The organism is Halomonas sp. FeN2 (assembly GCF_020595105.1).
GTDB lineage: Bacteria > Pseudomonadota > Gammaproteobacteria > Pseudomonadales > Halomonadaceae > Vreelandella > Vreelandella neptunia.
Window position 1 is genome coordinate 4,588,464 of record NZ_CP074200.1, and the last position, 25,855, is coordinate 4,614,318.

22 protein-coding genes, 1 tRNA gene, 1 other RNA gene and 2 pseudogenes are annotated in these 25,855 nt (G+C 54.2%); 7 read left to right on the forward strand and 19 right to left on the reverse strand.

Going from position 1 to position 25,855, the window contains the following annotated elements:
* Nucleotides 1-42: 42 nt before the first annotated feature.
* The 10 genes from KF947_RS21085 to betI all read right to left on the reverse strand — a co-directional run bounded on the left by KF947_RS21085 (nucleotide 43) and on the right by betI (nucleotide 13,117).
* Nucleotides 43-1,809 (reverse strand): ABC transporter substrate-binding protein, encoded by a 1,767-nt coding sequence (locus KF947_RS21085; protein ID WP_133730630.1) that lies wholly within the window; start codon nucleotides 1,807-1,809, stop codon nucleotides 43-45.
* Between the two features lie 108 nt (nucleotides 1,810-1,917).
* Nucleotides 1,918-2,190 (reverse strand): DUF2160 domain-containing protein, encoded by a 273-nt coding sequence (locus tag KF947_RS21090; protein ID WP_133730631.1) that lies wholly within the window; start codon nucleotides 2,188-2,190, stop codon nucleotides 1,918-1,920.
* Between the two features lie 12 nt (nucleotides 2,191-2,202).
* Nucleotides 2,203-3,099 (reverse strand): carbohydrate ABC transporter permease, encoded by an 897-nt coding sequence (locus KF947_RS21095; RefSeq protein WP_133730632.1) that lies wholly within the window; start codon nucleotides 3,097-3,099, stop codon nucleotides 2,203-2,205.
* Between the two features lies 1 nt (nucleotide 3,100).
* Nucleotides 3,101-3,988 carry a carbohydrate ABC transporter permease gene (locus tag KF947_RS21100; protein WP_133730633.1) on the reverse strand — a complete coding sequence of 296 codons (888 nt, stop codon included), beginning with the start codon at nucleotides 3,986-3,988 and terminating at the stop codon, nucleotides 3,101-3,103.
* On the reverse strand, nucleotides 3,981-5,081 hold the full coding sequence (locus KF947_RS21105) for an ABC transporter ATP-binding protein (RefSeq protein WP_227405007.1): 1,101 nt from the start codon (nucleotides 5,079-5,081) through the stop codon (nucleotides 3,981-3,983). Before KF947_RS21105 ends, KF947_RS21100 begins: the two co-directional genes overlap by 8 nt.
* Complete coding sequence (locus KF947_RS21110) at nucleotides 5,074-6,171, reverse strand: ABC transporter ATP-binding protein (protein WP_227405008.1); 1,098 nt, start codon at nucleotides 6,169-6,171, stop codon at nucleotides 5,074-5,076. The genes KF947_RS21105 and KF947_RS21110 overlap by 8 nt, the downstream gene beginning before the upstream one ends.
* A 236-nt stretch (nucleotides 6,172-6,407) precedes the next feature.
* Nucleotides 6,408-8,894 (reverse strand): acyl-CoA dehydrogenase, encoded by a 2,487-nt coding sequence (locus tag KF947_RS21115; protein ID WP_227405009.1) that lies wholly within the window; start codon nucleotides 8,892-8,894, stop codon nucleotides 6,408-6,410.
* Nucleotides 8,895-9,112: 218 nt separating this feature from the next.
* On the reverse strand, nucleotides 9,113-10,786 hold the full coding sequence (gene betA, locus KF947_RS21120) for a choline dehydrogenase (protein WP_227405010.1): 1,674 nt from the start codon (nucleotides 10,784-10,786) through the stop codon (nucleotides 9,113-9,115).
* Nucleotides 10,787-10,998: 212 nt separating this feature from the next.
* Entirely contained in the window at nucleotides 10,999-12,468 is a 1,470-nt protein-coding gene (betB, locus tag KF947_RS21125; protein WP_227405011.1) for a betaine-aldehyde dehydrogenase, read from the reverse strand.
* Nucleotides 12,469-12,496: 28 nt separating this feature from the next.
* Nucleotides 12,497-13,117 (reverse strand): transcriptional regulator BetI, encoded by a 621-nt coding sequence (gene betI / locus KF947_RS21130; RefSeq protein WP_208862642.1) that lies wholly within the window; start codon nucleotides 13,115-13,117, stop codon nucleotides 12,497-12,499.
* Nucleotides 13,118-13,346: 229 nt separating this feature from the next.
* Here betI and KF947_RS21135 point away from each other — a divergent pair, with 229 nt between their 5' ends.
* From KF947_RS21135 to KF947_RS21155, 6 genes are all read left to right on the forward strand, one after another.
* A complete protein-coding gene (locus tag KF947_RS21135) occupies nucleotides 13,347-14,285 on the forward strand; it encodes a choline ABC transporter substrate-binding protein (RefSeq protein WP_227405012.1) in 939 nt (312 codons plus the stop codon).
* 87 nt (nucleotides 14,286-14,372) lie between these two features.
* Nucleotides 14,373-14,449, forward strand: a tRNA-Met gene (locus tag KF947_RS21140).
* A gap of 52 nt (nucleotides 14,450-14,501) precedes the next feature.
* Nucleotides 14,502-14,598: signal recognition particle sRNA small type (ffs, locus tag KF947_RS21145), an RNA gene on the forward strand.
* A 148-nt stretch (nucleotides 14,599-14,746) separates the two neighbouring features.
* On the forward strand, nucleotides 14,747-15,505 hold the full coding sequence (locus tag KF947_RS21150; RefSeq protein ID WP_227405013.1) for a DUF3750 domain-containing protein: 759 nt from the start codon (nucleotides 14,747-14,749) through the stop codon (nucleotides 15,503-15,505).
* Nucleotides 15,506-15,683: 178 nt separating this feature from the next.
* Nucleotides 15,684-15,848: a hypothetical protein gene (locus tag KF947_RS22285; protein WP_338072934.1), complete on the forward strand. Its 165-nt coding sequence runs from the start codon at nucleotides 15,684-15,686 to the stop codon at nucleotides 15,846-15,848.
* Nucleotides 15,814-16,023 carry an RES family NAD+ phosphorylase gene (locus tag KF947_RS21155; protein ID WP_227406334.1) on the forward strand — a complete coding sequence of 70 codons (210 nt, stop codon included), beginning with the start codon at nucleotides 15,814-15,816 and terminating at the stop codon, nucleotides 16,021-16,023. The genes KF947_RS22285 and KF947_RS21155 overlap by 35 nt, the downstream gene beginning before the upstream one ends.
* Nucleotides 16,024-16,035: 12 nt before the next feature.
* On the opposite strand, the gene mntR is transcribed toward KF947_RS21155, so the two are convergent.
* The 7 genes and pseudogenes from mntR to KF947_RS21180 form a co-directional block, all read right to left on the reverse strand.
* Nucleotides 16,036-16,515, reverse strand: coding sequence for a manganese-binding transcriptional regulator MntR (gene mntR, locus KF947_RS21160; protein WP_133730641.1), 480 nt, complete (start codon nucleotides 16,513-16,515; stop codon nucleotides 16,036-16,038).
* A gap of 265 nt (nucleotides 16,516-16,780) precedes the next feature.
* Nucleotides 16,781-17,173, reverse strand: coding sequence for an NAD-binding protein (locus KF947_RS22290; protein WP_413614133.1), 393 nt, complete (start codon nucleotides 17,171-17,173; stop codon nucleotides 16,781-16,783).
* 141 nt (nucleotides 17,174-17,314) lie between these two features.
* Nucleotides 17,315-18,322, reverse strand: a pseudogene (locus tag KF947_RS21165) (cation:proton antiporter); the annotation flags it as partial.
* Nucleotides 18,323-18,353: 31 nt separating this feature from the next.
* Entirely contained in the window at nucleotides 18,354-18,803 is a 450-nt protein-coding gene (locus KF947_RS21170) for a potassium channel family protein (RefSeq protein WP_133730643.1), read from the reverse strand.
* Nucleotides 18,804-18,829: 26 nt separating this feature from the next.
* Nucleotides 18,830-18,955, reverse strand: coding sequence for a hypothetical protein (locus tag KF947_RS22165; RefSeq protein ID WP_264478618.1), 126 nt, complete (start codon nucleotides 18,953-18,955; stop codon nucleotides 18,830-18,832).
* Nucleotides 18,952-20,160 carry an MFS transporter gene (locus tag KF947_RS21175; protein ID WP_133730644.1) on the reverse strand — a complete coding sequence of 403 codons (1,209 nt, stop codon included), beginning with the start codon at nucleotides 20,158-20,160 and terminating at the stop codon, nucleotides 18,952-18,954. Before KF947_RS21175 ends, KF947_RS22165 begins: the two co-directional genes overlap by 4 nt.
* Nucleotides 20,161-20,219: 59 nt before the next feature.
* A pseudogene (locus tag KF947_RS21180) lies at nucleotides 20,220-21,617 on the reverse strand (GntP family permease).
* Between the two features lie 206 nt (nucleotides 21,618-21,823).
* On the opposite strand from KF947_RS21180, the gene KF947_RS21185 reads away from it, so the two are divergent.
* The gene (locus tag KF947_RS21185) at nucleotides 21,824-23,173 is read left to right on the forward strand and encodes a Na+/H+ antiporter family protein (RefSeq protein ID WP_133730646.1); all 1,350 of its coding nucleotides are present in this window, start codon (nucleotides 21,824-21,826) and stop codon (nucleotides 23,171-23,173) included.
* 64 nt (nucleotides 23,174-23,237) lie between these two features.
* On the opposite strand, the gene KF947_RS21190 is transcribed toward KF947_RS21185, so the two are convergent.
* Both KF947_RS21190 and groL read right to left on the reverse strand, forming a co-directional pair.
* The gene (locus tag KF947_RS21190) at nucleotides 23,238-23,972 is read right to left on the reverse strand and encodes an RNA methyltransferase (RefSeq protein ID WP_227405014.1); all 735 of its coding nucleotides are present in this window, start codon (nucleotides 23,970-23,972) and stop codon (nucleotides 23,238-23,240) included.
* A 195-nt stretch (nucleotides 23,973-24,167) separates the two neighbouring features.
* Nucleotides 24,168-25,811, reverse strand: coding sequence for a chaperonin GroEL (groL, locus tag KF947_RS21195; RefSeq protein WP_133730648.1), 1,644 nt, complete (start codon nucleotides 25,809-25,811; stop codon nucleotides 24,168-24,170).
* Nucleotides 25,812-25,855: the final 44 nt, after the last annotated feature.

The following is a 25,855-nucleotide window of genomic DNA, read 5'->3' on the forward strand; positions in this document are numbered from 1 at the left end:
TGCAGGGCGGGCGGCTGCCCACCCTGCAAGCGTTACGCGTGGTTACTCTTGGCGCGTACCGGCTGCCATCCAGGCTTCCATCATTTCGTCATAAGGAACGGTGGTGCCTTGGGGCATTTCATTATCTAGCTTGGGTTTGGGTGAGCCTTCTTGATCCAACCAGTATTGCGGATCCTGCTCTTCGTTGAGCACGGGCGCATAGCTGTCGAAGACGTTGGCCCGAGCCAGGCGGTTCATCGTGCTGTCCATATCCGCCGCCAGTTTATCGAGACCTTCCTGAGGCGTGACTTCACCACTCATGACGGGTGCCAGGTTTTGCCACCACAGCGGAGCCATACGCGGGTAATCAGGCACGTTGGTACCGGTAGGCGTCCAGTTCGACTCGTTGGGGCTGCGGTAGAACTCCACCAGGCCACCCAGCTTGGGCGCCATCTCGGTCATCTGCTCAGAGAAGATGTCGGATTCACGAATCGGCGTTAGACCGTGCATGAGTTTTTCCAGCGACACCGTTTTAGACACGGTGAACTGGCCGAACAGCCACGCCGCGGTGCGACGATCTTCTGGCGTTGAATCGAAGAACGTCCATGCGCCCACATCCTGATAACCCACCTTCATGCCTTCTTCCCAGTACGGGCCAGTAGGCGAAGGTGCCATGCGCCAAAGCGGGTTGCCCTCATCATCAGTCACCGCGACCGCAGGATCGGTCATGTCGGCAGTAAAGGCGGTATACCAGAAAATCTGCTGGGCGATGTGCCCCTGCGCAGGTACTGGGCCCGCTTCACCAAAGGTCATCCCCTGCGCTTCGGGTGGGGCGAAGTCACGTAGCCAATCGACGGCTTTTTGCATGGCAAACACCGAGGCCGGTGAGTTAGTTGCACCACCGCGACTAACACTTGCACCAACTGGCTGGCTATCTTCATTAACGCGAATACCCCAGTCATCTACTGGGTTGCCGGAAGGAACGCCAGGGCTGCCCATGCCTGCCATGGAGAGCCAGGAGTCGTGGAAACGCCAGCCCAGTGACGGATCACGGCGGCCGTAATCCATATGGCCATATACCTTGGTTCCGTCTATTTCACCCACGTGCTCGGTGAAGAACTCGGCAATGTCTTGATAAGCTGTCCAGTTGGTGGGCACGCCTAAGTCATAGCCGTAAATATCGCGGAATTGTTCCTGAAGGTCTTCACGCTGGAACCAGTCATAGCGGAACCAGTAAAGGTTCGCGAATTGCTGGGTAGGTAGTTGATAGAGGCTGCCATCAGGCCCGGTGCCGTACTGCAGCCCAATGAAGTCGTCTAAATCCAGTGTGGGCAACGTATAGTCCGCCCACTCGTTCTCCATGGCTTCCGACAGGTTGATGGTGGTGCCATAACGAATATGCGTGCCGATAGCGTCGGTGTCATTGACGAAACCGTCGTAGATGCTGTTGCCCGACTGCATCTGGTTCTGCATGGTGTCCACCACATCACCTTCACCGATGATGTTGTGGGTCAGGTTAATGCCGGTCAGCTCGCTGAAGGCTTCCGCGAGCACTTCACTTTCATAGACGTGAGTGGTTAAACCTTCGGCGACGGTCTGGATGTCCATACCGCGAAAAGGTTCTGCTGCCTTGGCAAACCATAACAGCTCTTCGATCTGCTCTTCACGACTTAGTGTCGAGTTCTGAAAGTGCTCGTCGACCAAGCGTTCAGCAATGGCGCGGGCGTCCTGTTCCTGTGCTGACAGTGTACCCGATGCCAGTAACAAGCCGGCGGCGAGGGTTGTCAGCTTGAACTTAGTCAGTCTGGACTTGTTGTAGTGCTTTTGCATATTGACCTCGTTTTGTTGTGTTCTTCCTTGATGGCTTGGCCGTCCTTGATACCGATTAAACGCTGATGGCATTTCCCAAGGGCTAGTCTCAAGAGCTAGTCTCAAGGGCTATCCCCAGCGCATTAAAACCAGCAGCCATAGGGCTGATACCGCTAGTGCTATCCAAATGGAGAGTGACGTAAAGCCGATCACGCCCAAATGGATAAAGGCGGCGGAGAGCAGACCGATAAACAGCCGATCCCCGCGAGTGGTGGCAATGGGTAGAAACCCTTTGCGCTCAATAGTGGGCGACATAATCTCCCATATCGTCATGCCTGCCAGCATGGCCGCAATTGATGAAAAGAATATGGCGGTGGGCACAGTCCATACCATCCAAGACATAGCGAGATCTCCTCAGGTACGGCCCAGGGCAAAGCCCTTGGCGATATGGTTACGAACGAAGTAGACCACCAGAATGCCGGGGATAATGGTGAGCACCCCTGCAGCGGCCAGGGTGCCCCAGTCAATCCCCGAAGCAGTCGATGTGCGTGTCATGATCATGCCAATGGGCTGGGCATCAGTGGCTGTCAACGTGCGGGCCAGCAACAGCTCTACCCAGGAGAACATGAACAGGAAGAACAGTGTGACGCCAATGCCTGAGCGGATCATGGGGATAAAAATCTTGACGAAGAAGCGCGGAAAGCTATAGCCGTCGATGTAGGCGGTTTCGTCGATCTCCTTAGGCACGCTGCTCATAAAGCCTTCCAAAATCCAGATAGCGAGGGGGATATTGAACAGGCAGTGAGCCAGCGCGACGGCGATGTGGGTATCGAACAGGCCAACCGAGTAGTAGAGCTGGAAGTAAGGCAGCAGAAATACTGCAGGCGGGGCCATTAGGTTGGTCAGTAGCCAGAAAAACAGATGCTTGTCGCCAATAAAGGTGTAGCGGCTGAAGGCGTAAGCGGCCGGTAGCGCCACGCAGATGGTAATCAGCATGTTCATCGCCACATAGATTATCGAATTGACGTAACCCATGTACCAGCTTGAGTTGGTGAAAATGCCGATATAGTTGTCAAAGGTGAGGTTCTGGGGCCACATCGTCATGGATCCCAGAATTTCGCTATTGGTCTGGAGCGACATATTGATCAGCCAGTAAATGGGCAGAATCATTAGCGCGAGATAAAGACCAAGCAGGAGACGTGAACGCCAGTGCGCACGGGCAGTACGGTTACGCCGCTTGGCCGGTGAAACCTTGCTAAAAATGGTGTTGTACTTTTCACCGCGCTGAGTGTTTTCGAGTTGATAGCTCATGTTAGGCACCTCCGTGCGGCGGTTTGTCTTTCTGCATATTCATAATGGTGGTGTAGAACACCCAGCTCACCAGCAGAATGACCAGGAAGTAGATCAGCGAGAAAGCTGCAGAAGGGCCTAAATCCTGTTGGCCGACAGCCATAGTGGTTAGCGATTGACTTAAGAAAGTGGTGGCGCTGCCCGGCCCGCCGCCCGTCAGTACAAAGGGTTCGGCATAGATCATAAAAGAGTGCATAAAGCGCAGCAGCACGGCGATGACCAGCACGTTGGTTAGCTTGGGGAGCTGAATGTAGCGGAACACCGCCCACTTAGAGGCACGGTCAATACGTGCAGCCTGGTAGTAGGCTTCAGGAATCGAGCGGAGACCGCTATAGCACAGCATGGCCACCAGCGGCGTCCAGTGCCACACGTCCATTAAAATGATGGTTACCCAGGCGTCGCCGGCATTGCGGGTAATGTTGTATTCGATGCCCAGTTCGCGAAGCCCCCAGCCCATTAGGCCGATATCGCCACGGGTAAAGATTTGCCAGATACTGCCCACTACGTTCCAGGGAATCAGCAACGGAAGAGTAATCAGGATTAGCACCGCCGAGGCTTGCCAACCTCGTTTGGGCATAATGAGTGCGATGCCAATCCCGAGCGGAATCTGAATGGCGAGAATAATCAGCGAAAACGAAATTTGGCGCAGAAACGCTGCCTGCAGTGCGTCGTCGTTGAGTATGCTTTTAAACCACTCGGTGCCAGTAAAAAAGCTCGCATTGGGGCCAAGCACGTCCTGTACCGAGTAGTTGACCACGGTCATGAGCGGAATGATGGCCGAGAACGCCACCAATACCAGCATGGGGAGCACCAGTAGCCAGGCTCTGTTATTGGGTACTTTGTTATTCATGGCCAGCCTCCACCAGGTATTCATCGATATACAGCGCAACGTGCGCCTCGTCGAAGTGCGCAAACGCCGCTTCACTGACCGGCGGATGGCCTTCAGGTAGGCGTGCCTTAAACGTTTGTTCGTTGAGTTTGAAGGTCAGCAGGGAGTAGGTGCCCAGATCTTGCACGCTGGTCACCTGAATCGGCACGCTATTGGTCACTTCGCTTGAGGAAATGGCGATAAACTCGGGGCGTATGCCCAGCTTAATGTTGGTAGAGTTAGCATTGGCGACTGCGTGTTTCATCTGTTCGCTAACCGGCAGTGGCTGTGTGCCGAACATTACCTGATCGTCGCGATATTCCACGGCCATAAAATTCATGCCCGGGCTGCCAATAAAGTAACCCACAAAGGTATGCGCAGGGCGCTCGAACAGCTCACGTGGGGTGCCGAATTGCACCACCTGGCCCTCATACATCACGGCAATTTTATCCGCGAAAGTAGAGGCCTCGAGCTGATCGTGGGTCACGTAGATCATGGTGATATTGAAGCGCTCGTGAATCTCCTTGAGTTTGCGGCGCAGTTTCCACTTTAGCTGCGGGTCGATAACGGTGAGCGGCTCATCAAACAGAATCGCCGTTACGTCATCGCGCACCAGCCCACGGCCCATGGAAACCTTCTGCTTCTCGTCGGCGGTCAGGTTTTTGGCTTTACGATCCAGCAAAGGGGTCAGCTCAAGGATATCGGCGACTTCGAGCACCTTGGGTTTCACCCGGTACTCGGGGGTATTCATGTTGCGCAGGGGAAAGGCAAGATTATCGAACACCGTCATGGTGTCGTAGATCACCGGAAACTGGAACACCTGGGCAATATTGCGCTCTTCAGGGGGCAGCTCATTGACCCGCTGGCCGTCGAAAAGTACGTCGCCCTCTGAAGGTTCAAGCAGGCCCGAAATAATGTTCAGTAGGGTCGATTTACCGCACCCTGATGGGCCCAATAGGGCATAGGCGCCGCCCTGGTGCCATACGTGATCCATCTGTCGGATGGCGTAATCCGCCGAACCTTGGGGCGTTTTTTCGTAGGAGTGCGCCAAGCCTTTTAGTGTGATCTCAGCCATGGGCAGCTCCTCCCTGACGCGCAGGAATATGTACCGTGTGACCCTGTTTGTCGAAGGCGTAAAGTTGATGAATGGGGAAGTACACTTTCAGGGGTTCATTAACACTAAACTGTTGAATCCCCGCTAAGTGCAGCACTAAGGGGAAGCGTTCGTGGCGAACATGCAGGAAGGTTTCAGAGCCGCTAATTTCCGCTACGTCCACATGGACATCCAGGGCCAGGTCATCGGCCTGCTGGGGTTGTAGAGTGAGATGCGAAGCTCGCACGCCAAAGTCGTAATCACCCGGTTCAAGACGCTTTAGCTTGTCATCGCAGGGAAAGTGAAGCGTTTGGTCGAAGGTGATCTCGCTGTCGGTCAATTGGCCGGGAACGATATTGATTGGGGGTTCGGAGAACATTTCTGCGCTAAAGCGGCCATTGGGCTCGCGATAGACCTGCTCGGTAGGGCCGTATTGGAGAAGCCTGCCTTCGTGAAGTACCGCCGTGTTACCGCCCAGCGCCAACGCTTCATTGGGCTCGGTGGTGGCGTATACCGCAATACAGTTGCGCGCTTTAAACAGGTCACGCAACTCATCGCGTAGCTCTTCGCGGAGCTTGTAATCCAGATTGACCAGCGGCTCATCAAACAGAATTAAGTCGGCATCTTTGATCAGTGCGCGACCCATGGCGGTACGCTGCTGCTGGCCGCCGGAGAGTTCCTGAGGGTAGCGTTTTAGCAGATGTTCGATATGCAGCATCTCAGCAATTTCGCCAACCCGCTTATCAATTTCGCTTTTTGGCTGCTTGGCCAGTTTAAGCGGGGACGCAATGTTGTCGTAAACGGTGAGGCTGGGGTAGTTGATAAACTGCTGGTACACCATGGAGACGTTGCGTTTACGCACAGAGACGTTCGTGACGTCTTTGCCATCCATAATAATTTTGCCCCGAGTAGGCGGTTCAAGCCCTGCCATTAGGCGCATCAAGGTGGTTTTTCCAGCAAGCGTTCGCCCAAGCAGCACGTTGAAGGAGCCTGGCTCAAGGGCTAGATCAACTCCACTGATATGCGGCACACCGTTAACGATGTGATCGATATTTTGTAAATGTAAGGACATGCCGATCTCGCTAGCGTCATTGTTATTGGAAATAGCGGTTGGAGAGCGCTATTTAAATGCGACTTTATAGGACTAGTCGCTTTCGTTTACGAAAGGCTAGTTGATCGTTTGCGAACTTGCAACGCGTTTTTGATTCATCGGACTACGCATTTAGGCGTAGAAAGTGAACACAAAAAAACCGACCCCTGGCACGCAGGAGTCGGCTATTTTACAGGTAATACATTGAAAATAGGGTATTACTTAATGTTTTCCTCGGTCTGCTTCGGCGCTGGCGAAGGTTTTCCGTTGTGATCGATCAAGGTGGACTTATTCTTGGCAAAGGCATCGTAGGCGAAATCGTCTACGGTGAGCATTTCCAATACTTCGGTCTCGAAGGTGCGCATAAACTCCGCTTCCTCAGCACTGATCAGGCCTTTTTCCAGGCCAGCCTCAACGCGTGCTTCCGGATGTAGAGCTGTCTGCGGTAGCTCGCCTTTGGCATAGGCCTTGTTAACCGTCCGGTAAATCGCCTCGGCGCGGTCATAATCGACCAGCAAGGCGTTGTAGCGTGCCAGCGGGTTGCGCTGTTCGCCGTCGTCTGCGTCCCAGGTGTTTTCCAGCAGTTTGGTGCGTAGAGCACTGTGAGTAGACACACGCTTAGCGATATCGCGAGCCAGATCGTCGTGGGGTTTGTTCCAGCGGCGGCCGGTGGGCATCACTACGGCGTTGAGCGTTTTGCCCAGCGCACGGTTGGGTAAATTATCAAAAATCTCTACAAACGCCTGCTCGGCACGCTGTAGCAAGAAACGGCAGCTGTAGTGCAGCAGCGCCTCTTCGCCTTCGACCTTGCTGCCTGCTTGCCACTGTTTGAGCACCATTGAGGCGAGATAGAGGTTAGACAGCACGTCCCCCAGCCGCGCGGAGATCATTTCACGTTTCTTAAGTGCTGAACCCAGACTCGCCATGGCGGCGTCGGCACACAGGCCAAAGCCAGCGGAGAGGCGGGCAATATCCTGGGCATAGGCGGCGGCGGGGCCATCGAAGGGTACGCTGGCTTTGCCGATGCCAAAGCCCAAAGTAAAGGCGCGCGCAGCGTTACCAAAGATTAAGCCCGCGTGGCCGAAGAAGGCTTTATCAAACGCCTTGATATCGTTGGCGTCTTTTGCCGCCAGCTCGTCCAGCACGTAGGGATGGCAGCGGATAGCACCCTGACCAAAGATCATCAGGTTGCGGGTCATGATGTTGGCGCCTTCCACGGTGATTGCCACCGGGTTGGCGCTGTAGCCGATACCCAGGTAGTTGCGTGGGCCGAGGGTTACCGCCTTGCCGCCGTGAACGTCCATGGCGTCGCTAAGCAGTACGCGCTGGAACTCGGTCAGCTGGCTTTTCAGGATCGCCGAGGGTACGGCGGGCTTTTCGCCGTGATCGATCATATTGGCGGTTTGATACACGGTGGCCTGGGAGATATACGCCAGCGCCGCCATGCGGGCGAGGGGCTCTTGTACACCTTCCATCTCGGCCACCGGTACGTTGAACTGGCGACGAACGCGGGTGAAACCGCCGCTCCAGCCTAGGGCGTAGCGTGCGGTGCCGGTCGCGCCTGACGGCAGCGTGATACAACGGCCGATAGACAGACACTCGACCAGCATCCGCCAGCCTTGGCCGATCATGTCAGGGCCACCAATGATGGTATCCAGCGGTACAAAGACATCTTTACCAATGATCGGGCCGTTCATAAACGGGCTGCCGATGGGGTGGTGGCGGCGGCCAATTTCCATGCCGTCGGTATCGCGTGGGATCAACGCCAGGGTAATGCCGCGATCTTCTTCGTCACCGAGCAATTTTTCCGGGTCAAACAGACGGAAGGCAAGGCCGACCACAGTGGCGATAGGCGCTAGGGTGATCCAGCGTTTTTCGAAGTTAAGGCGCAGGCCAAGCACTTCTTCGCCATTAATGGTTTGCTTGCACACTACGCCGGTATCGGGCAGCGAAGTGGCGTCAGAACCTGCGCGGGGGCCGGTGAGGCCAAAGCAGGGGATCTCACGGCCATCGGATAGGCGCGGCAGGTAGTGGTCTTTCTGTTCTTGGGTGCCGTATTTAAGCAGCAACTCGCCAGGGCCTAGAGAGTTAGGCACGCCCACGGTCACCATCAGGGTTTCATTGGCGGAGAGCTTCTGCAATACCATGGACTGCGCTTTAGCTGAGAAGCCAAGGCCGCCGTACTCCTTCGGAATAATCATGCCGAAGAAGCCTTCTGCTTTCAGGAAGTCCCACAGCTGCTGGGGCAGGTCAGCGCGCTCTTGGGCGATATCCCAGGCGTTACACATGCCAGCGGCTTTGGCGCATTGATTGGCCAAGAAGGCTTTTTCATCGTCGCGTAGGCCGTCGTCTTTAAAGGCGAGCAGCTTTTCCCACTGGGGTTTGCCTGAAAATAGCTCGCCGTCCCAGGAAACGCTACCTGCTTCCAGGGCCGTGCGCTCGGTGGCGGAAACTTTGGGGGCGACTTTTTTAAAGGTGGCGAAGAGGCGCGGTGTAAGCCATTTGCGACGCAGCGCTGGCAGGCCGGCTACTGCCACGGCCGCTGCGCCAATCAGCAGCAGTACGCCAATGACTTCCGCGTCAAACAGCAGGCCAACAAGGCCCAATACGCCAAGCACCGCTAGTGCCGCTGGGGCACCTGCTTCGCGACGCATTACGACGAGTAAGCCAGCAATGGCGAGCACGATAAGGAGTAGGGTGAGCATAGACTCTCTCTCTGTTTCAGGCTTTGTCGTTCAGCCTGCTGTTGTTAGTGAAAATAGTTAGTGAAAACGCTTAATCGAACACTTGTTTGAATATTGGCAGATGAAAGCCGCCTCGCGCAAGTATTTAGGCATGTTTGGCGCTTTAAATGCGAAGCGCAAAGCAAAAAAACGCCATGGCGGCAGGCCATGGCGTTTGGAGTAAAAAACCGACTAAATGTTCAGGCGCGTTTGGCCGGTGCGCCGTTGGCGACGTAATAGTCAACGCTGGCGCGGGGGAGCGGCTGGTGACCTTTGATACGGTCGGCGATTTTTTCGGCCAGCATAATGGTGGGTGCGTTCAGGTTGCCGGTGGGAATCACCGGGAATAGTGAAGCATCTACGACGCGAAGGCCTTCAATCCCATGGACGCGACCCTGGCCGTCGGTGACGGCCATTTCACCCTCGCCCATGCGGCAGCTACCGCAAGGGTGGTAGGCGGTTTCGGCGTGCTGTTTTACAAAGGCGTCGAGTTCGTCATCCGACTGCACGTCGGGGCCTGGCGCTATCTCGCGACCGCGGTATTTATCAAACGCTGGCTGGGCGATGATATCGCGGGTGAGGCGAATGGCGTCGCGGAACTCTTGCCAATCTTTCTCTTTGGCCATGTAGTTGAACAGGATGCTAGGCGCCGCGTTTGGATCCTTTGACGTCAGTCGGATACGCCCGCGGCTTTCTGAGCGCATGGAGCCAACGTGGGCCTGGAAGCCATGGGCCTGTACCGCGCTTTTGCCGTTGTAGCTAATGGCAATGGGCAGGAAGTGGTATTGCAGATTGGGCCACTCCTCTTCATCGCGGCTGCGGATAAAACCACAGGATTCAAACTGGTTACTGGCCCCCACGCCGGTGCCCTTAAACAGCCATTCGGCGCCAATTTTGGGCTGGTTGTACCACTTAAGCGCGGGGTAGAGCGAAATAGGTTCTTTACACTCGTATTGGATGTACATCTCCAGGTGGTCCTGGAGGTTTTCACCTACGCCGGGCAGAGCGTGTACCGTCTCGATACCCAGCTCCTTCAGCAGTTCAGGGTTGCCGATGCCTGAGCGCTGAAGAATTTGCGGAGAAGCGATGGCGCCACCGCACAGGAGTACTTCACGGCGGGCGTAGGCCTGCTGTTTTTCGCCTTTCTGCTCATAGCGCACACCCACTGCGCGTTTACCTTCAAACTCAATAATGTCGGTAACGGCGTGGGTTTCGATGGTGAGGTTGTGGCGCTGTTTGGCGGTATCCAGGTAGCCTCGGGCCGTTGATGCACGGCGGCCTTTGGGCGTAACGAAGCGATCCATAGGGCCGAAGCCCTCTTGCTGGTAGCCGTTAACGTCTTCGGTTTCCGGGTAGCCAGCCTGCTTACCGGCTTCAATAAAGGTGCGGTATAGCGGGTTATTATCCGCTTTGGGCGTGGTCACGCTGACCGGGCCGTCGCCGCCGTGGTAGCTGTTGGGCCCAATGTCGCGGGCTTCGCACTTTTTGAAGTAGGGCAGGCAGCTTAGGTAGTCCCAATCTTCAAGGCCGGGCTGCTTGGCCCAGTTGTCATAATCGAGTGCGTTACCGCGGATATAGCACATGCCGTTAATCAGCGAGGAGCCGCCCAGCCCTTTGCCACGACCACACTCCATGCGGCGACCATCCATATGCGGCTCGGGGTCGGTTTCAAACGCCCAGTTGTAGCGCTTGCCCTGTAGTGGGTAAGCCAAGGCGGCGGGCATTTGGGTGCGGAAATCGAAACGATAGTCCGGCCCGCCCGCTTCTAACAGCAGTACGCTGACGCTGCTGTCTTCGGTGAGGCGGGTAGCGAGCACGTTGCCCGCAGAGCCTGCGCCGATAATGATGTAATCAAATTCGCGTGGTTGAGACATCAGTGCTTCCCTCATCAAGATGGTAATGAGTTAGCACAGGTAGGCATGACACGAAAACGCTGTGAACCCATCCATGGGCGCTCGGCTTTTTCATCTGACCGCCATGGATGGCGGGAATGCCGGAATTGCATGGAGCTCTTTCCGGCCCTGAAAAAGACGTTTCACTTCCATGCCTACCTGTGCCGCAGTGTTTGAGAGTGTTAATTCAGGGATTAAAACACTGACTCAAACGGCCCCATCTCGATTTGTACCGACTTGGTCTGGGTGTAGTGATTGAGCGTCTCAACACCATTTTCGCGACCAATACCTGACTCTTTATAGCCGCCTACTGGCATCTCCGAAGGTGACTCGCCCCAGGTGTTTATCCAGCAAATACCCGCTTCTAACTGGTGAATCACTCGGTGGGCGCGGTTCAGGCTTTCGCTGAAGACACCGGCGGCAAGGCCGTAGGTAGTGTCATTGGCGCGGCGAATGACTTCTGCTTCGTCATCAAAGGCGAGTACAGACATCACTGGGCCAAAGATCTCTTCGCGCACGATACGCATCTCATCAGTGCAGTCGGTGAACACGGTGGGGGCGGCCCAGGCGCCATCTGCAAAGCTACCAGTGTTCCAGTCGTCGCCACCCACGAGCAGACGGGCGCCTTGCTCTTTGCCCAGGGCAATATAGGAGAGCACTTTCTCCTGATGCTCAAAGCTGACCAGGGGGCCAAAGTTGACGCTGGGATCCATTGGGTCGCCTGCTTTGATGCGCTTAACGCGCTCTACCAGCTTGGCTTCAAAGGCCTCTTTAACGCTGCGTTCAACAAATACCCGTGTGCCGTTGGTGCAGATTTGGCCGCTGGAGTAGAAGTTGGCCATCATGGCGGCATCCGCAGCGCGATCAAGATTGGCATCTGCAAAGACCAACAGCGGAGATTTGCCGCCCAGTTCCATGGTGACGTCTTTGAGCGTAGAGCTTGCGGCGGCGGCCATGACTTTTTTGCCGGTGCCGGCTTCGCCAGTGAACGAGACTTTGGCGATGCCCGGATGTTCGGTAAGCATGGCGCCCACGCGGCCGTCGCCCTGCACCACGTTAAAGACGCCGTTGGGCAGGCCTGCCTCGGTGAAGATTTCCGCCAGTTTCATTACGGTCAGCGGGGTTACTTCGCTGGGCTTGAATACCACGGCGTTGCCTGCCGCCAGCGCCGGTGCGGCTTTCCAGCAAGCAATTTGGATCGGGTAGTTCCAGGCGCCAATGGCGCCAATGACACCCAGCGGTTCGCGGCGGGTGTACACAAATGAGCTATCACGCAAGGGGATCTGGCTGCCTTCAATAGCCGGCGCTAGGCCCGCGTAGTACTCCAGCGCATCTGCGCCGGTAACGATATCGACACTGGCCGTTTCGCTGATCGGCTTGCCGGTATTGCGGGTTTCAAGCTCGGCAAGCTCGTCGTTGCGCTCTCTTAACAGCGCGACGGCGCGCAGCATTATACGTGAACGCTCCATGCCGCTCATCGCGGCCCACTCGCGTTGGCCGCGCTGGGCTGCAGCAACCGCGCTGTCAACATCCGCTTGGCTGGCTTGGCCGATAGTGGCCAGCAGGCTACCATCGAAGGGGTTGGTAACGGTAAAAGTATCGCCTGAAGTGGCGTTTACCTGGCGACCATCAATATAAAGTGGCTGTACGTCTTGAGCGGCCATGTAGGTCTCCTCCAGTAAGGTAATAAAATTAGCTGTAAGTGTTGGATGCGGCCTTTGGGCATCCATAGTGAGCAAAAAGTTGATCGAGATAGGTGTGAGCAAGAAAGCGTGCTTCTGCAGCATCGAGGCCTTCGGGCGTTAGCGCGCCGCGCAGCCATAGGCCATCAATCATGGCGGCTAAGCCGCGTGCTGCGTTGCGGGCTTCTGCACGGGGCATAACACGTCGGAACTGGTGACATAAATTGCTGTAAAGTCGGCGATCATTGACGTTTTGCAGCCGCTGCAGCATAGGCTTATGCATGCTGCTGGCCCAGAACGCTAACCATGTCTTGGCGGCGGGGCCGGTGACCTGGGTGCGGTCAAAGTTACCCTCAATAATGGCACCGATATAGGCGCGGGGAGAGTCGTCTTCCAACGCATTGCGACGCACCGCAACGGCTCCAGACAGGTCGGTCAGGATTTGCCGCATCGTCGCTTCCAGCAAGCCATCTTTACCGCCAAAGTAGTGGCTGATGATGCCTGCTGAAACGCCCGCATGGCGGGCAATGCGCATCACGGTAGTTTCGGCTAAGCCGACCTCATCAATGGCTGCCATGGTCGCGTTGATTAACTGCTGGCGGCGTATCGGTTCCATTCCCACCTTTGGCACGACGTTCTCCTAATTCGTTGAATGCCTAACAGGGTCGTTGCTTGAAACCCGAGCGTAGACATGATTACCTAGCAATGATGGCATTTTTTTATTGAACGTTCAATCAATAAAAAGACGCCGATGATTTCTACGCACTGCGACCACGGCAGTAACTGAGTGTTCGTATCCATGTTTTGGCAATACGTTTTGGCAACACTTATTGGCAATCAGTTTATAAAAGGGGACAACGATGATGAGCAGAACTTCTTCACGCTATGCAGGTGTTTTATTGCTGGCAGCGGGTCTGCCCACGGCAGCCTATGCAAACGAGTGCAGCAGCGTGCGCTTTGCCGAAGTGGGCTGGACGGATATTACCGCTACTACTGCGCTCGCTAGCGAAGTCCTCGAAGGGCTTGGCTATGAGCCAAGTGTCGATACCGTTTCCGTTCCGATTGCCTATGCCGGTATGCGTAACAATGATTTCGATGTTTTCCTGGGTAACTGGATGCCTTCGATGGCCTCGATTAGTGATCCCTATATCGAGCGCGGTGAAGTTGAGCGCTTGGCAACCAACCTGGAAGGGGCAAAGTACACCCTGGCGGTTCCCCAATATGTTTACGATGCGGGTGTAACCTCGGTTAACGATTTAGCGGAACATGCGGAGCAGTTCGAGCATAGCGTGCACGGCATCGAAGCGGGTAACGACGGCAACGAGTTAATTGAGCAGATGATCGATGACGATGCGTATGGGTTAGGCGATTGGCAGGTGATCGATTCCAGCGAAGCGGGAATGCTTGCGGAACTGCGCGCCCGGGTTCCCAATGAGCAGTGGATGGTGTTTTTGGGCTGGGAGCCGCACCCCATGAACTCTAACTTCGATATGGCTTATCTTTCTGATGCCGACGACTATTTTGGCCCAGATTTGGGCGGCGCCACCGTGCACACCAATACCCGTGCGGGGTTTGTGGATGAGTGCCCGAACGTTGGTGCCTTGCTGCGCAATATGACCTTTACGCTGGAGATGGAAAATCAGCTAATGAGCGCGATCATGGATGATGGCGAAGACCCCCGTGATGCGGCGCGTGACTACTTGAAGGCTAATGATAGCGTACTGGACGAATGGCTAGAGGGTGTTACAACACGTGACGGCGAGCCAGGCGTAGAGGCTGTACGTACTGCTATTCAGTAAGCGAATTTCGGTGATGGTGGCAAGCCGGAATCCGGCTTGCCTTTCGTCATTAAGGTAGGCATAATCTGCACCCGTTGATGAGGGAAAGGCTACGTAGCTCAGCTGGTTAGAGCACATCACTCATAATGATGGGGTCCCCTGTTCAAATCAGGGCGTAGCCACCACATCAGCCTAAGCACACTTAAGAGATAACATTGTGTGCCGTTATGGTGGCCCCTTAGGTCCTCCCGCAACGCTAAACTGCGAACCCCGCCAGGCCCGGAAGGGAGCAACGGTAGTGGTGGCTGCGTGTGCCGGGATGTGGCTTTTGGGGCCGCCTCCATTTCCAGTCCTCGTTAATCTTATTACCCTTTCAATCCCCTTTCTTGAATGCTGCCACTTCCTTAATCGTTTAGTTACATACTTGCGCCCAACGTGCTATCGCGGTACTAAGCAGATTATTTTCAGTTACGGATAAAGCAATGAAAATGCTACTGCGTTGGTTGTTCAGTCTAGTGGTGCTTTTAGCGCTGCTGTTGGCGGGGCCTGTGTGGATACTGGCGAGTAACCAGGTGGAGATTGATGCCCATTGGTCGTCGTTGGATCGATCCTCAGCTGGTATAGCGCCTGACCCAGCGGAAACCGTTGAAGCCGTGGTTCAGGTTTATTCTGCTCGTGCTTACAACTGGCGCGGGGCGTTTGGCGAACATATCTGGATTGCGACCAAGACGGAGAACGCCGATAGCTATCGACTCCATCAAGTCTTGAGCTGGCGCCGTCCTACTGTAGTGTCTTCAATCGATACGCCCGATCGAGCCTGGTTTGGCAATCCTCCGACGCTGTTAGCTGACTATCGCGGCGATGCGGCTACGCTAATGATACCGCAGATAGAGGCCGCCGCCGCTGACTATCCCCAGGCGGAGCTTTATCGAGTGTGGCCTGGTCCGAACAGCAATAGCTTTATTGCTTGGGTTATCCGCGAAGTGCCAGGCTTTGAGGTGACGCTGCCCGTCACGGCCATTGGCAAAGATTATATTTTCAATGGCGTTTTGGCTCCTGCGCCCAGCGGCAGCGGTTACCAGCTGTCATTGGGTGGGGTGTTCGGCATTATGCTGGCACTGGAAGAGGGGCTTGAACTCAACTTTCTTGGCTTGAGTTTTGGTATTGATGTCATGCGACCTGCTTTGAAGTTGCCAGGCATAGGGCGGCTGGGGATGCCTGCCAAAGTGTCAAAAAGCTAATTGATAAGTAGATGAAAGTTTGAATGAGTATTTGCGGATACTTTTTTGTTAAACTATTGTCTGTAGACAGCATGTGACGGCAAGGTAATACTATGCAGACGGCACACGATATTTTCCAAAACAGAGCAGCGGCGATACGCTTGAAACGGCGATTGCCGAAGTAAAGCACCACCAGCAGGTGTATTGGCAAAATGTGTCAGGATTGCACTACGAACGGTTTGTTTTTCGTGGTTTAAAAGCCACTTTTGATCAGGGTGGGTGTTACGATGCGCTCGTTTTACCTATTGAGCATGCTATTTATACGCCCGATGATATATTCAATATCGCAACCCTTTGGCGCTGAAATACGACGGTGTGGGGGTGGGCTTCGCTACCACTCCGTTCGCAAACTTAATGCAAAATGCTGGGCGCTGATGACACCAAGCTGTGTGGCTGACATTATCCAAACCACTGACCTGGAAATGATTTGGAACGGCGCGATTACCCAGGTGAATCATCTGCGATTTTCACACCGATGACGAGCAGCGGGTTTAACTGTTGTGCTGCTGCTCGGTAAAGCGCTGCATGATGGCGAGGGTTTCGTCGCTAACGTGGTGCTCCATGCCTTCAGCGTCAATACGCGCAGTCGCATCTCTTACCCCAAGAGCACGTAAGAAGTGCAGCACGATATCGTGGCGGGCGCGTGACGTTTCTGCCATTTTTTGACCCGCTTCGGTTAGAAACAGCGAGCGATATGGCTTACTAGTGACCAGCTCCAGCTCATTTAAACGCCGAATCATTTTTGAAACCGTCGCTTGGCTGACCGCCATACGGTTGGCAATGTCCGCCGCACGCGCCTCGCCGCGGTGAGCCAGCAGGTCGCCAATTAGCTCGACATAGTCTTCGATCAGTTCGGTTTCGTGCGCATTTCGCACCGTTGCATACTGCTGGGCATGCTGCTCCACGGGGGGCAGCGCATCTCCAGGAATGCTTGGGGTAGTCAATGAGGCGTTTGGATTAGAATCAGTCATTGGTAAATTATATCGGAAGCAGTGGAAACAATCATTGGATAGTCGGGGAGGATATTAACGTATTTTTGTGCAATATTGTTAGCCAAGGCTAAACTGTTTGCACAAAGCTTTCTTGCTGAGCTAAAGTCCACGTATCGGTCATGAACAAAAAGTGAGAGGCAACGAGTAAGCACAATTTAGGTATGGCCCTGTTGGTCCTTATGGCGCTGCTGTTCCGTTTTTTGGCGGCAATCGTCACATTGGTTAACACCACTTTCTCAAGCGTCTACAACGGCGGCGACTGCAGGCATTCCCAAGTTTTCTCGGCAATACCGATGCCCGCACCGGTCATCAGCAAATACGTTTGATCTACTCCAGCGGCATGCAGCGGGTCGGCTTCATCCTGGAAGTGGATGCCCGCAATAATGTGGCCAGTGAAGCCCGCTTCGCGTAGTTCGCGGGTGGCAATAAGCTTGCTCTCAAGTTCCGGAGTGGCTAGCGTAACAGCAGTTATTTGCGCAATATCAAGGTGGTGCCAAAAGCCCACATCCTCGATATCACCATAAAAAACATGTCGTTGAGTACTTATTTTATTGGGATCTGAATCAATGCCCACTGCCGACAAGCCCTTGTCGGTAAAAAAATCGTAGGCGGCGTTACCTGTTCTACCCATGCCCAATACCAGAATGGTGGCGCTACCTAAATCTACCGGCTGCTCGTCAGGGTGTCGGGCGTGCCGCTCAAAACGGAGCAGCCTATTCTCCCAACGATCAAAAAGTTGATGGGCAATGCGGTTAAGCGGTGCAGCGATAACAAAGGATAGGGCAACGGTAATAGCCAGCGGAACCAGCCACTCTGGCAAAATGCTCGCAGCGACAATCAGACCAAACTCACTATAGGCCGTTAGGCTCAAGCCACCCAGAAAGGCGTTGCGCGCTCTGATACGGAAGGCAATGAGCAGGGCAAAAAACAACACCCCTTTAAATGGAAGCAGAACAGCCAGGATTACCGCAAAGACAAGTGCTTCTTTATCGGGTAATCCTGCCATGCCAATCTGCAGAAAGAAGCTGACTAATAGCACTTCTTTCACTCCCCACAGCGCCTTAGATAACTCCTGTGCACGGGGGTGCTTGGCAAGCAGAAGCCCCATCACCAAAGCGCCTACTTCAGAGCTTAAACCAACGGCTTCAAAGCCCATGCCGCCAACGGCAATGGCTAACACGGCGCCTAGCAGCACCAGCAGCTCATCGTGCTGTGCGGCATTCATAAGCCAATAAAGTACCGGCCTTAACAGTGGCAGTAGGAAAACCAGCACAGCCCAGGGGCTGGGGGAGTCACCGCCATAAACGCTAAGAACCACTAAGGCAACTAGGTCCTGAATGATTAATATGCCAATAGCGATTCGGCCGTGCAGGGCGCGTAATTCGCGTTTGCTTTCGAGTACTTTGGCCGCTAACACCGTGCTTGAAAAAGACAGCGCAATGGCAAGTAGTATTGCTTTATCAAGAGGCAGCGATAGGAAAATGACAAAACCTGCTGTAAACAACACGCAGGTAATCGTCAAGTGTATAAAGGCGCTTCCCAGTACAACGGGTTCAGCCAAACTGCGTATATTGAGTTTAAGACCAATGGTAAACAGCAGTAGCAGCACCCCCAGATGGGCAAGGTGCTCAAGTAGTGGGCCCGCATCCGCTGGTAGGCCAATATTGGGGCCAAAAGCATTGAGGGCAAACCCTGCTGCTAAGAACCCTACAAGGGGAGGTAAACTTAGCTGCCGCGCTGCGATGCCAAAAACAAATGCTACCGATAGAATAACTACTTCAAACATGCCGGATCCCTAGAGCGCGAAACGGTGCTGACTATCTGCCAACCCGCCAGTGCTTTTGCATTTCTATAAAAGTGAACGATGCTGACCAAGTGATCAAAACGAAGCCTGTCAAGGCCAACGTACCGTACAGAAAGCGTATCGGCCCAATGGCATAAATATCGCCATAGCCCACGGTGGTATAGGTCACCGCAGAGAAGAAGATATAATCAAGGACGTTGAAGCTGTCGTACCCTCGTAAAGCCCCGATGCTTAACTGGTCGGTTAACCACCAGCCCGTAATCCCGAACAGCCAAATTTCAGCAATGTGTGTCATTAATACGCCAAACGCCATCGCCAGGATGCGTTGCCGGTGGGGCCGTCGAGACTTTTCTATTTGGCGCGAGATAAGCCACAGGGCTTCATAGTGAAGCAGTACTGCAATGACAACGGTAACAAAAGTGGTTACCACCACGGCGACATGTTCAGGGTAGGGAATAGTCATCTTAACAAGTAGTCAACCTTTGCTCGTTAGCATAACCGGGTTCCCATCAGTAACAAGGCAGCATCCATATGCTGCCAGCCCCACCATGCGAGCATTAAGCAGGTTAGCAGCAGAATTGCTACCATGGCCTTGAGTGAGTTATTGATTGTCATGGAGTCACCGTTGTTGATTGCGAGCGCTCAAGCGGCTTTTCATTGATAAACCAATGCAGTGCAGCAGCGACGACCGAGAGCACAATAGCAATTTGCCAGACCGTATTATAGTTGCCAGTAAGGTCATAAAAATAGCCACCTAGCCATACCCCCATAAAAGAGCCTAATTGGTGAAAGAGAAATACGATGCCGCCCAGCATGGAGAGGTGGCGAACACCAAACACGGAAGCCACAATGCCGTTGGTTAACGGCACGGTAGAGAGCCATAGAAGTCCCATGACGATACCAAATAGGTAAGCGCTGACGGGGCTTAACGGCAAATAAACAAACGCCGTAATCACCACGCCGCGAATCAAGTAGAGCCAGGTTAGCAGCTTAGGTTTTGACCAGATGCCGCCCATCCAACCCGCGGTATAAGTGCCAACAATATTGAACAGTCCCACTAAGGCCAGTACCGTCGTGCCCACCTGTACCGCCAGGCCGTTATCGAATAAGTAGCCGGGAAGGTGCACGGCAATGAACACCACCTGAAAGCCGCAGACAAAAAAACCTAAACAGAGTAGCCAGAAGCCTTTTTGGCTAGCTGCTTCGTTGAGCGCATCTTTCAGGCTTAAATCGGTTGCCGTTTTGGCCGAGGGCTTATCGCGCAGCATTGCCCCCAGGGGAATGATGATGGTTGCGATAGCCGCCATCGCCATCAGCGCTGCAGCCCAGCCGAGCCATTCGAGCAAACCAAGAGTGCCGGGCAGCATGGCAAATTGCCCGAACGAGCCCGCTGCGCTAACGATCCCCATGGCCATACTGCGTTTTTCAGGCGCTACTGCGCGGCCCACGGCACCTAAAATGACTGAGAATGTGGTGCCTGAGAGGCCAAGTCCAATCAACAGTCCGGCGCTGACTGTCATGCCTAGTTCAGACGTAGAGAGGCTCATAAACAGCAGCCCCAAGGCATATAGCAAGCCGCCTACAACGATAATTCTGGCCGCGCCGAAGCGATCCGCGAGTGCCCCGGTAAAGGGTTGCGATAAGCCCCAAACCAGGTTTTGTAAGGCTAATGCAAAGGCAAACACGCCACGCCCCCAGCCTAGTTCGCTGCTGAGTGGCTCCATAAAGAGGCCAAAACCATGGCGTAAGCCCATGGCTGTAGAAAGAACCAGGCTTCCCAATATAATCAGCAGCATCGAGTGGCGAAGAACGAAGGCCATCATGTTCTCTTTATTGGCGGGCTAACAGTTAGGCTCACTATCGCATGCGTTGTGCGCTTTTAGAAGCTGCCAAAAAGTGTACCCAAGGTAATTACGCTGATTAGTGCAAAGATCGGCAGAGCGATGGTTACCATGGCAACGTTGCCATACGATTGGCGATGGGTAAGGCCGCAGATAGCCAGCAGGGTGATAACCGCCCCTGAGTGGGGAAGCGTATCCATGCCACCTGCAGCCAGCGTTGCTACGCGGTGCATGAGTTCAGGGCTAATACCTGCTTGTTGGGCCATGGCCAAGTATTCGCTGCCCAGAGTTTCTAGCGCAATTGAGAGCCCGCCGGAAGAGGAGCCAGTGATCCCCGCTAACACGCTCATTGCCATGGCTTCTGAAATCAGTGGGTTGCCAGGTGAAGCAGTAAGCACGGCATCGCGGATAATGGCAAAGCCTGCCAAGCTGGCAATGACGGCACCGTAGCCTACCTCTGAAGCCGTGTTGAAAATTGGTAGCAGTGAGCCCAAGCAGCCTTTATTGACACTCTCTTTAAGATCCAGTCAGTGCTTCCAGCGGGTAATAATCAGCCATGCAGATGCACTGAGCAGGGCGATCAGAATGGCCCAAAGCCCGCTCTGACCTGATGGCGATACATTTTCAAACTCGTCGCTGATAAACCTTAAATCAAGGGCGGGAAACACACCGTAGGTAAACAGTGCGTTCAAACCAATCACCATAATGATGGGTATCAGTGCCAGCCACAGCGGAAGGCTAGTGGGTGCTTGTTCTTGCTCCTCATTGGCAACTGCTTCGCGCTCAGTATGGTGGCCGTATCCTTCACCCTTTGATGCGGCTTTTTTTACCCGTGATTGAAGATAGAAAGTCCCCAGCCCAAGCATAATCAGCCCGGCGATAATACCGAGACCGGGTGCCGCAAAGCTGTTGGTTTCATAATAAGGAATGGGAATCGCGTTCTGTATCGAAGGTGTCCCTGGCAGGGCTGTCATGTTGAAGGTGAAAGAGCCTAGCGCAATAGAAGCTGGAATTAGCCGTTTGGGCACATTGGCGCTGCGAAACAGTTCGCGGCTGATCGGGTAAATGGCAAAAGCAACCACAAACAGCGATACGCCGCCATAGGTGAGCACCGCGCAGGCCATGACCACGGTAAGCACGACATGGTGGGTACCAAGCTTTTTGACAATCCCGTTGGCAATCGATTGGGCGGCACCGGAATCGGCCATCAACTGCCCAAACAGAGCGCCCAACAGAAACAGCGGGAAGAACTGGATGACGTAGTTGCCCAGCGCGCTCATAAAGGTATCGGTGTAGATCGGCAATAAAAAGGCGGCATCTCCAGAGAGCAACACCGCTAAACATGCCATAAGAGGAGCCAGCAGCAGCACCGAGATGCCTCGATAAGCGAGGAACATTAATAAAAGTAGCGAAATGACAATCGCAAGTATGCTCATGCGAGCTCCTAAGAAAATAGTAAAGTAGCCGACGCTGAAATTAATCGAAAGAGAGATGGTAGGTAGTATGGTGCATCGCAGCAATGGCGTTGAGACTAAAGTGGCAATGCGTTCAGCATGCATCGTGGCCTTAGGTTTAGATATTTAATCTGCTAAAATCCGCCCCCTTCGCCGTTAATGACCTTTCAATTGCTCTAGGAATTTTCATGAATGCAGTAATTCTTGCGGTGCTGGTGATGGTGGCGCTATCGCTGGCGCGTGTCTCGGTGGTATTTGCTTTAGTGGTGGGCGCTTTAGTCGGCGGTTTAGTGGGCGGGTTGTCACTAGAACAAACGCTGGATGCCTTTAATACAGGCGTGGGCGGTGGTGCTCAGGTGGCGCTGGCCTACGCCACCTTGGGGGCCTTTGCGGTGGCGATCTCCCGCTCTGGCCTACCGGATATGTTGGCTAATCGTTTGATTACGTTATTGGGTAAAGAAGAGGCCACCGTTGCGCAACAGACGCGGGTCAAAATGCTGTTGCTAACGGCAGTGCTGTTGGTGGCTATCTCTTCTCAGAACGCGATCCCGGTACATATTGCCTTTATACCGGTGTTGATTCCGCCACTGTTAACCGTGATGAACCGCTTAAAGCTGGATCGACGCGCAGTAGCATGTGCGCTTACGTTTGGTTTAACGGCGCCTTATATGCTGCTTCCGGTAGGGTTTGGGGCGATTTTTCTAAACGATATTCTTTTGGCCAACTTAAATAGCGCTGGGGAACCGCTAGGTTTAGAGATTACCCGTGGCATGGTGCCTATGGCTATGGCAGTGCCGGTAGGGGGCATGGCGTTGGGGCTAATCGTTGCGCTATTTTGGAGTTACCGCCGCGCGCGTGAGTATCAAGCCGAAGATATCGCTAACGCCAACGTTAGTGAAGGTCATACGCCCGCCGCACCGCATATGCTAGGGCTTGTGATGTCTGGAATAGCTATTGTCGCAGCACTCGGTCTCCAACTTTATAGCGGCTCGATGATTCTGGGGGGCTTGGTAGGGATTGGCCTGCTTTCAATGGGCGGCATCTTTAAGTGGCGAGAAGCAGACGATCTATTTACCAGTGGTATGCGCATGATGGCGTTGATCGGTTTTATCATGATCTCCGCGGCGGGCTTTGCTGAAGTCATGAAAACCACCGGTGAAATTGATGCGCTGGTGTCGGGGGCTTTTTCACTATTTGGCGATAACCGAGGCTTAGCGGCACTGGTGATGCTGCTGGTAGGGCTATTCATTACCCTGGGTATCGGCTCGTCGTTCTCCACGATACCGATCATTGCCGCGATTTTTGTGCCCTTGGCGGTACAGTTTGGCTTTTCCCCTATGGCCACGGTGGTGCTGGTGGGTACGGCTGCGGCATTGGGTGATGCTGGCTCGCCTGCCTCTGACTCGACCCTGGGGCCCACTTCAGGCCTTAACGTTGATCGTCAGCACGATCATATGTGGGACAGCGTGGTGCCGACGTTTCTTCACTACAACATTCCGTTAGTGGGCTTTGGCTGGCTAGCGGCAATGATGCTCTAAAAGCCCCTATCTCCAAACTAAAAAGGGACAACTTGGTTGTCCCTTTTTAGTTGCTTAATCTCTATCACTTTTTAGGCAGATAGCTTTCAAAAGCGCTTAACAGCCCACGCAGAAGCGAAAGCTCTTTGCGGCTGGGTTGGGCGCGAGCGAAGAGGGCTTGAATCTGCTCTTCAGTGCGGGCATGTGGCTGGGTTAAAAAGCCGCTCTCCTGCATTAAACGTCCCAGATGGGCCTGAAAGTGTAAGAACTGCTCACGGCTGGGCGGCGTTGCCTCCAACGGGCGCTGATAAGCAAAGCCGCTCTCCTCACCTTTACGCCAGGCTCGATGCACTTCATAAGCGAGTATCTGTACCGCTTGAGATAAGTTCAGGATGCCGTAATCAGGATTAGCCGGAATGCTGACCTGATGCGTGCAGCAGCGAATCTCATCGTTAGTCAGCCCCGAACGTTCACGCCCAAAAACCAGCGCCACTGGCGCCGTTTGCGCACTCTGAATGACATCTGCCGCCATCTCATCGGGTTCGTCGAAGTGAGGCAAGGGTAGGCTGCGTAAGCGCGCACTGGCACCAACGACCTGAACGCAGTCGTTAACCGCCTCATCAAGCGTTGTCACTATCCGTGCACTGCCCAGGACATCGGTCGCCCCTGCGGAGAGGCGAGTGGCTTCTTCATCGGGAAATAGGCGGGGATTAACCAGTACCAGCTCGGTTAGGCCCATGGTTTTCATGGCCCGTGCCGCCGCGCCGATATTGCCGGGGTGGAAAGTCTGAACGAGTACGATACGGATATGCTGCAACATGCTTGCCCTATAGCCTTATAAAAATCCGCGCTGATAGTACCACGTTCGCTCTACGCGATGGGGCAAGGAGATATTGGGTTGCAATGAATCTAGTGATCTTTTAAAACGCAACAACCCCGCACGAAGCGGGGTCGTTGGTGACTGCTTTGCAGCTAGTAATAGCTGGCAGTCTTGAGCAGAGGGCTCAGGGTTGCATTACATCATGCCGCCCATACCACCCATTCCGCCCATGCCACCCATATCAGGTGCAGAGTCTTTCTCTTCCGGGTCTTCTGCGATCATGCACTCAGTGGTGATCATCAGGCCAGCAACAGAACCAGCGGACTGCAGTGCAGTACGGGTTACTTTAGCTGGATCCAGGACGCCCATTTCGAACAGGTCGCCGTACTCACCGGTTTGTGCGTTATAGCCGAAGTTTCCTTCGCCATCTTTCACGCGGTTGATAACCACAGCGGGCTCTTCACCAGCGTTGGAAACGATTTGACGCAGCGGTGACTGCATAGCGCGTAGCGCCATGTTGATACCGTGATTCTGGTCTTCGTTATCGCCAGTCAGGCCTTGTACTTTGGCCATTACGCGAACCAGTGCAGTACCGCCACCAGGCACCACGCCTTCTTCAACGGCTGCACGGGTAGAGTGCAGGGCGTCTTCAACGCGGGCTTTCTTCTCTTTCATTTCCACTTCGGTGGCAGCACCGACGCGGATAACGGCAACACCGCCTGCCAGTTTGGCAACGCGCTCTTGCAGCTTCTCTTTGTCGTAGTCAGAAGAGGTGTCTTCGATTTGCGCGCGGATCTGATTAACGCGTGCTTCGATATCGCCTTCTGCACCAGCGCCATCGATGATGGTGGTGTTCTCTTTCGACATGGTCATGCGCTTAGCTGTACCCAGGTGATCCAGGTTCGCTTGCTCAAGCGTCAGGCCGACTTCTTCAGAGATGACCGTGCCGTTAGTCAGGATAGCGATATCCTGTAGCATGGACTTACGACGGTCGCCGAAGCCAGGCGCTTTGGCAGCGGCTACTTTAACGATACCGCGCATGTTGTTAACAACCAGCGTTGCCAGGGCTTCGCCTTCGATATCTTCAGCGATGATGGCCAGCGGCTTGCCTTGCTTGGCAACGGCTTCTAGCACCGGCAGCAGCTCACGGATGTTGGAGATCTTTTTATCCACTAGCAGGATGTAGGGATCTTCCAGTTCAACCGTCATGGTGTCCTGGTTGGTAACGAAGTAGGGCGAGAGGTAGCCGCGGTCAAACTGCATACCTTCAACGACTTCCAGCTCGTCTTCAAAGCCACGGCCTTCATCAACGGTGATGACGCCTTCTTTGCCAACTTTTTCCATCGCTTCGGCGATGATTTCACCAATGCGCTTGTCGCCGTTTGCAGAGATAGTACCTACCTGAGCAATCGACTTGGTGTCGGTGCAAGGTACGGACATTGCCTTGATTTCTTTAACCGCTGCGTTGACCGCTTGGTCGATGCCGCGCTTCAGATCCATCGGGTTCATGCCCGCTGTCACGCCTTTCAAACCTTCAGCGATAATGGCCTGGGCCAGAACGGTAGCGGTAGTGGTGCCGTCACCAGCAGCGTCAGAGGTCTGTGAAGCGACTTCTTTAACCATCTGGGCGCCCATGTTCTCGAACTTGTCTTTCAGTTCGATCTCTTTGGCGACAGAAACACCGTCTTTAGTAACGGTGGGGGAGCCGAAAGATTTTTCCAGTACTACGTTACGGCCTTTCGGGCCGAGGGTAACTTTTACTGCGTTGGCCAGAACGTCAACACCGCGGGCCATACGTTTACGGGCATCATCTGAGAACTTAACTTGTTTCGCTGACATATCTGCTACTTCCTAAATTGAATGCAAAAACGTGAAGTAATGAT